Origin of the sequence: Puniceibacterium antarcticum, from assembly GCF_002760615.1 — a bacterium.
GTDB classification, from domain to species: domain Bacteria; phylum Pseudomonadota; class Alphaproteobacteria; order Rhodobacterales; family Rhodobacteraceae; genus Puniceibacterium; species Puniceibacterium antarcticum.
This window is the reverse complement of the sequence record NZ_AWWI01000058.1, coordinates 1-5,690: the sequence shown is the minus strand read 5'-3', so window position 1 is coordinate 5,690 and position 5,690 is coordinate 1. Positions and strand designations below refer to the sequence as shown.

Below are 5,690 nucleotides of genomic sequence, written 5' to 3'. Positions count from 1 at the left end.
GTTCAGCCCCACCGGCCAAGCTGGTTGTCGGCACCGGCCATGGTGGTTGTCGCTCATCAACAAACCCTTTGACCTGCCGCTGATCCATACGATGCGCAACGCGGGATATTCCATGCATGGACCGCGCTAACATACTTTCCGGCGCGGCGTTCCGCTCTGCCGTCTACGGCATGTTCGTCTTTGTCCTATCGCTTTGCGTACTGGGGTTCGCGGCGCATTTCTATATCAAGGACACTCTCGAGGCGGATCTCAGATCCCAGATCGACTCGGCAGTCGCCTCTTTGCGCGCTGAATATGACAGCGAGGGGATGGAGGGGCTGCGCGGCACCGTGACCCGAATTTCACCGACCTTCCGGGAAACCCAGCGGCTTGCCGTTCTCTATGACAAATCCGGGCAAAGGGTGGCGGGCGCACAGGCGGTGACCCCGGATTTTTGGGGTTGGACCATAAGACCGGTAAAGGAGCCCGGCAGCGGTACGGTGGCACAGGAGTATTTTCTGAAAGCGGTCCGAGTTGCAGACCACACGCTGATCGTCGGGCGAGATCTGCAGTTCATCCGCAATGTGGAGGTCGCAATGGCGCGCGCACTTCTGGGTCTCGGAGGCCTCATGACGCTCGTGTCGGTCGGCATCGGATATGTCATGAGCAGACGAACCCAAGCCAAACTGGAACGGGTCGGCCAGACCCTTGAGGATGTGGCACAGGGGGATATGTCTGCGCGCATTGCGCTTTCCTCTGCCAATGATCAGGTTGATCGGATTTCCTGTGTCATGAATGGCCATCTCGACACCCTGTCCGCACTCATGGCTGCATCAAAAACCAGCGCGACAAGCATCGCACACGACCTCAAACGCCCCCTATCCCGGGCCGTTCTCGGCCTCGAAAAGGCGCTCAATCTCGCTGAAAGCGGCGAAAATCCGACGGAAGTGATCTATGCATCTCGCGAAGAGCTTTCAAAGCTGACCGCAACTTTTGAAACGATCCTGCGGATCGCGCGGATCGACGCTGACGAAAGCGCGCCGTTGACCGCAACGGTCGATCTGCCGGCCCTCCTGCACGATCTTGGCGAGACATATACTGTTGTCGCCGAGGAAAGCGGCCAGAACCTGCAGGTTGATCTGCCGTCCGGCGAACCAGTCTGCGTGCCGGGCGATCTTGGCATGATCGCGCAACTGGTGGTGAACCTTCTGCAGAATGCCGTCAGCCACGGCACACTGGGCAATCGCATAACGCTCTCGCTATTGCGCGATGGCAACGGGGCTGTGATCGACGTGGCGGACACCGGCCCCGGCATTCCCGCCCAAGACCGCGAAAAGGTGCTGACGGCCTTCTATCGCAGCGACGCCGCACGCGCGACCGAGGGCAACGGACTCGGTCTTGCACTAGTGAAAAGTATCGCAGATCGACACGGCGCAAGGCTGACCCTGTCGGACAACAAACCAGGGCTTAAGGTCACCATCCGGTTTACCCAGATCCTGAACACCTGATCTGGATCCCGTTCATCGCAAGATGCTGCCCCCTCCCGGGCTTACTCTGGCGGTGGGCGCATAGCCGCTGTGTCAGAAATCATGTCGGCCAAACGGTCTGAAAAGGCACATCGCCCCCCCGGAACCCAGCCAAGCGCGCGAAGCCGATCGGTTGTCATCTCGCTGACCACAGACGTATCGGCAACGGTTGGTAAATGCCCGGTAAAACCTGTGAAAATCGCATAGGTCTTTAGCAGATCATGACGATCGAGGATCAGGTCCGACACGTTGAAGACCCCTGCCCCGCAGGCCTGAGGCAGCGCGGTGAGGACAAGTTGTACCGCCGCCGCAAGGTCATCACCATGCACCTCAGCTGCGACACGCGAATCAACGGTCTGGCCGCTCCGGAACTGGTCGAACAACGCCTGCCACTTGTGCAGCTGTCCCGGGGGCGCGGCGCCGTAAACACCGGTGGCGCGCAGGCTGATAGAGACAGGGCCAGACATCTGTGCCAGCGCGACCTCGGCTTTGTATTTGACCTCTCCATACAGAGTGTCGGGCCTCGGTGTCAGATCCTCGCTCAGGACAGTGCCCGCTGGATAGTCGCCATAGACGGCGCGCGAGGACAGGAAGACGATCCGCTCAAGCTTCTTTGCGGCCTCGAACAGACGCACTGTGCCATCAAGATTGCGGCGCTGAAATCCCTCCGGGTCCTCACCTTCTCCACCCCGATACTTGCCGGGAACGTGCGAAAACGCGGCGTGCACAAGTGCGTCAAAGCCCCTCAGATTTGGCGGCGCGCTTTCAAGATCGTACGGCAAATGCCCTACCCCCTCGACCGCCGCCGGTTGACGACCCATGGCCAGCACCTCATGGCCGTTCGCAACAAGACCCTTCGCGATCCAGTGGCCCACCATGCCCGTCGCTCCGGTCAGCGCGATCTTCAAGCGAGTAACAGCGGATTGGGCAAGGATGCAGCATCCGGCACCGGCCCGCCGCCTGCATAGGCAGCCCACAGCGCGATAAGCGGCGCAAGCTGCGCCTGCCTCGGATGCGGTACCTGCCAAGGTTTTTCATACTGGAAATGCAGGATACGAATGCTCGGCCAGTCCCAGAGCGCAGGCATGTTGAACCAGACGTACTGCAGCGTGTTGTAAACCACAGGCAGCCCATGCCAGTCTGGAAAGAAATGCTGCAAAAACGTCTGGTCTGTTCGCCGCCAGAACGCATCCGTATCATCAAGCTCTTCAAGCATGCGCGCGAAGGTCACTTGGCTTGGTCGCGCCGTTAACACACCCGAATTCATCCGGTGGAAATCTGCAACGCTTTCATAGACATTCGGTGCTGCGCAGAATTCTGGATAGTCAAACAAACTGTCACAATTGCGCAGCATCAGGGTGTCAGCGTCCAGAAACACCACTCTTTCATAGTCCAGCTGCCAAAGGCGCAGCTTTGCAAAGTTGTCCAGAGGCGTGTGGAACGGCGGCTTGCTGCCCTTGGTGAAAGGCGCTGCCCCATGCAGCCTGTCCCGCGCATGTCTGGCATTAAACGCGTCTGATGTCGGCAGCAGATCAATACCTACCAGCCGCGCTCCCAACAGCCTTAGCGGCTCCAGACTGCTGTCGCTGACGGCCCCGGTGTGCATCACGACAACATCAGCCTCAGTCCCGCTCAAGCCAATCGAGCGCACGAGTGCCTTAGCCCCCACTGCGAAATCGGCATTTGTTACAAGCGTGGCATAGGCTTTGCTGCTATCGCGCGGGCGCTCTGGACGCAGACCCTCGGTCATGACACAGATTTCAGGGCCTTCGCTTCGGGGTCATGATTGATCGACCGGGCCAGATCCTTGGTCCACGCAGATACGGCTGGAACGCGGCTGCGATCGATCCGGTGCGCATATTTGCGCGCCACATCCACCATTTCCGACAGGAGACCGTTTGCCAGCGTCGTCGGCTGCAACCCCAGCTTGAGGAACTGTTCGTTACGTACGACCAGATCGTTCTCTTCGGCCTCTTTGCGCGGGTTGGGCAGCATCGTCATCTTTGCCCCAGTCAGATCACAGACGATCTTTGCCAGATCCCTGATCCGATGCGTTTCGGTCATCTGGTTGAAAATCCGCACCTTGTCACTGGATTTCGGGGCATCGCCCAAGGCAAGTTCTATGCATCGCACAGAGTCCTGAATATGGATAAACGCCCGCGTCTGCCCGCCGGTGCCATGCACCGTCAACGGGTAGTCGATTGCCGCCTGGATCAGAAACCGGTTCAGCACGGTGCCATAATCGCCGTCATAATCAAAGCGGTTGATCAGCTGCTCATGCTGGCGGGTCTGGGCGGTATGCGTGCCCCACACGATACCCTGATGCAGATCGGTTATCCGCAGCCCGTCGTTCTGGGCATAGAACTGGAACAGAATCTGATCCAAGCTCTTGGTCATGTGATAGATCGATCCCGGGCGCGTCGGATACAAGATCTCCTGATGGACCTTCTCGCCCTTCAGGTTTTCGACCTCGACATCCAGATACCCTTCGGGAATTGCGGCGCCAACGCTTGAATAGCCGTAAACGCCCATCGTCCCGAGGTGCACCAGATGGGCATCAATGCCAGTCTCTACCATCGCGGCCAGCAAGTTGTGCGTCGCATTGGTGTTGTTGTTGACGGTATATACTTTGTGACGGTCCGACTTCATGGAGTAAGGCGCCGCGCGCTGTTCGGCAAAGTGTATAATCGCGTCGGGCCGTTCCCGCCCAAGCCAACCTTTCAGCCGCTCGTATTCCTTTGCGACGTCCAGCAAATGAAAATGGATTTTGCGACCCGTCAGGTCGCGCCAGATGCGGCATCGTTCCTGAATCGAATCCATTGGAGTCAGGGACTGCACGCCAAGTTCGGTATCGATCCAGCGGCGCGAGAGGTTGTCAATTATATGGACCTCATGGCCCATGTCGGACAGGTGGAGCGTCGAAGGCCAGCCTACAAAGCCATCACCGCCCAGAATCGCTATCTTCATCTCGCCTCACTCGTTTTTTTCTTAACCGCCGCGACAAACGCGAGAACGGCAGAATCTGTTCCAATCTAAATCATGGGCTGTTTGAAACACTTTGGTAACACACACATGACGAATGCAATGGCTGAAAATCGCTCAACGGTCTGACGCGATTTCCGCTGATAATGGCAGGCCTTAGTTGTCAGAGCGATAGTCGGAGCGATGAGGTTGTGCAAGCGCATGCAGCACCGGAACAAAGCCTTTCCGAGGGAAGGTTCTGACCATTGCAAATGTCCGCAGTGTCCTCTTGGCCACCTGCATCGGTCTGTAGATCGGCTGGCGTGAAGCTTTTGGCAGCAGTGCGGTTCTGGGGCTGATCATCATAAGAGGGTTGTGAATGGCAATGCGCCTCAGCCTGCCCGGCAAACACCCCGACGTGATGCGGGCACTATGGGCGGTTGCGCAGCCGCAGGTTGCTTTTGCGCTGCTGACAAAAAACTGGGCGCCACCGCGATCTTTCTGGGCGCTTTGGCGGTGATCATGCTGGCGATCGCTTCCATAATGAGCAGGACTGACGGACCGGCAGCAATCCTTCTGCTGTGGTACGAGGCGGTCTTTGCGCTAGCGCTAAATTTGCAGATGCGGGTATCGCCAGCACAGATCAAGGCTGTCGTGCTATCCTCGGAAACTTGTCAGAAGACTGGCCGATGGATAGGTCCAAGTGGCCACGCTTGATCATCCCGCGCCTCCCTTCCCGCCGCAAGGCCTGAGCTTTCTTTCCAAAAAAGTTGGCTGCCGCCATCTCCCCGATCTTGGCTTGCAGCTCTTTTACCTGATCCTCATCGATTGTCGGTACCTTAAGTCTGCCCCATTCAAACACGCAGGAGGCGCCTTTCAAAATAGTAGTGTCGCCAAGTTTTGATGCCCATTTGCACTTCTCGACTGAACCGCCCCGGCTTTACCGGAGGGTGATTTGTTCAACGACTATGCGACCATATCGATTGTGTTCAGGTTTGCATATAAGGCCTCCTCTGCTTCTGCGGGTGGGATGTATCCGATAGGGCCGAGTAAGCGGCGATTGTTATACCAATCGACCCATTTCAGGGTTTTCCATTCTACCTCGCGCATGGATTTCCACGGCCTGATCTGGTTGATCACCTCGGTTTTGAACAGGCCGATGACGCATTCCAGGGGCCTTGTTGCACAAATCCTGCGTGGGATTCACTAGGTTAATCCAATGTG

Annotated in this window: 4 protein-coding genes and 1 pseudogene; 1 reads left to right on the top strand and 4 read right to left on the bottom strand. The window is 57.7% G+C overall.

The genetic code is table 11. From position 1 onward, the window contains the following. Positions 1 to 116: 116 nt before the first annotated feature. Complete coding sequence (locus P775_RS07450; protein ID WP_099910385.1) at positions 117 to 1,487, top strand: sensor histidine kinase; 1,371 nt, start codon at positions 117 to 119, stop codon at positions 1,485 to 1,487. Positions 1,488 to 1,528: 41 nt separating this feature from the next. Here the strand turns inward: P775_RS07450 and P775_RS07445 are convergent, their stop codons facing one another. The 4 genes and pseudogenes from P775_RS07445 to P775_RS07425 all read right to left on the bottom strand — a co-directional run. Next, entirely contained in the window at positions 1,529 to 2,413 is an 885-nt protein-coding gene (locus P775_RS07445) for an NAD-dependent epimerase/dehydratase family protein (protein WP_099910384.1), read from the bottom strand. Continuing rightward, a complete protein-coding gene (locus P775_RS07440) occupies positions 2,410 to 3,255 on the bottom strand; it encodes a glycosyltransferase (RefSeq protein ID WP_099910383.1) in 846 nt (281 codons plus the stop codon). The genes P775_RS07445 and P775_RS07440 overlap by 4 nt, the downstream gene beginning before the upstream one ends. Then, on the bottom strand, positions 3,252 to 4,472 hold the full coding sequence (locus P775_RS07435) for an NAD-dependent epimerase/dehydratase family protein (protein ID WP_099910382.1): 1,221 nt from the start codon (positions 4,470 to 4,472) through the stop codon (positions 3,252 to 3,254). The genes P775_RS07440 and P775_RS07435 overlap by 4 nt, the downstream gene beginning before the upstream one ends. A gap of 960 nt (positions 4,473 to 5,432) precedes the next feature. Then, positions 5,433 to 5,636: pseudogene (locus P775_RS07425) on the bottom strand (IS3 family transposase); the annotation flags it as partial. Between the last annotated feature and the right edge of the window lie 54 nt (positions 5,637 to 5,690).

Bases quoted from the DNA above. Each gene is read 5' to 3' on its own strand.
- P775_RS07435 (WP_099910382.1), bottom strand. From the start codon at position 4,472: ATGAAGATAGCGATTCTGGGCGGTGATGGCTTTGTAGGCTGGCCTTCG.
- P775_RS07450 (WP_099910385.1), top strand. From the start codon at position 117: ATGGACCGCGCTAACATACTTTCCGGCGCGGCGTTCCGCTCTGCCGTC.
- P775_RS07440 (WP_099910383.1), bottom strand. From the start codon at position 3,255: ATGACCGAGGGTCTGCGTCCAGAGCGCCCGCGCGATAGCAGCAAAGCC.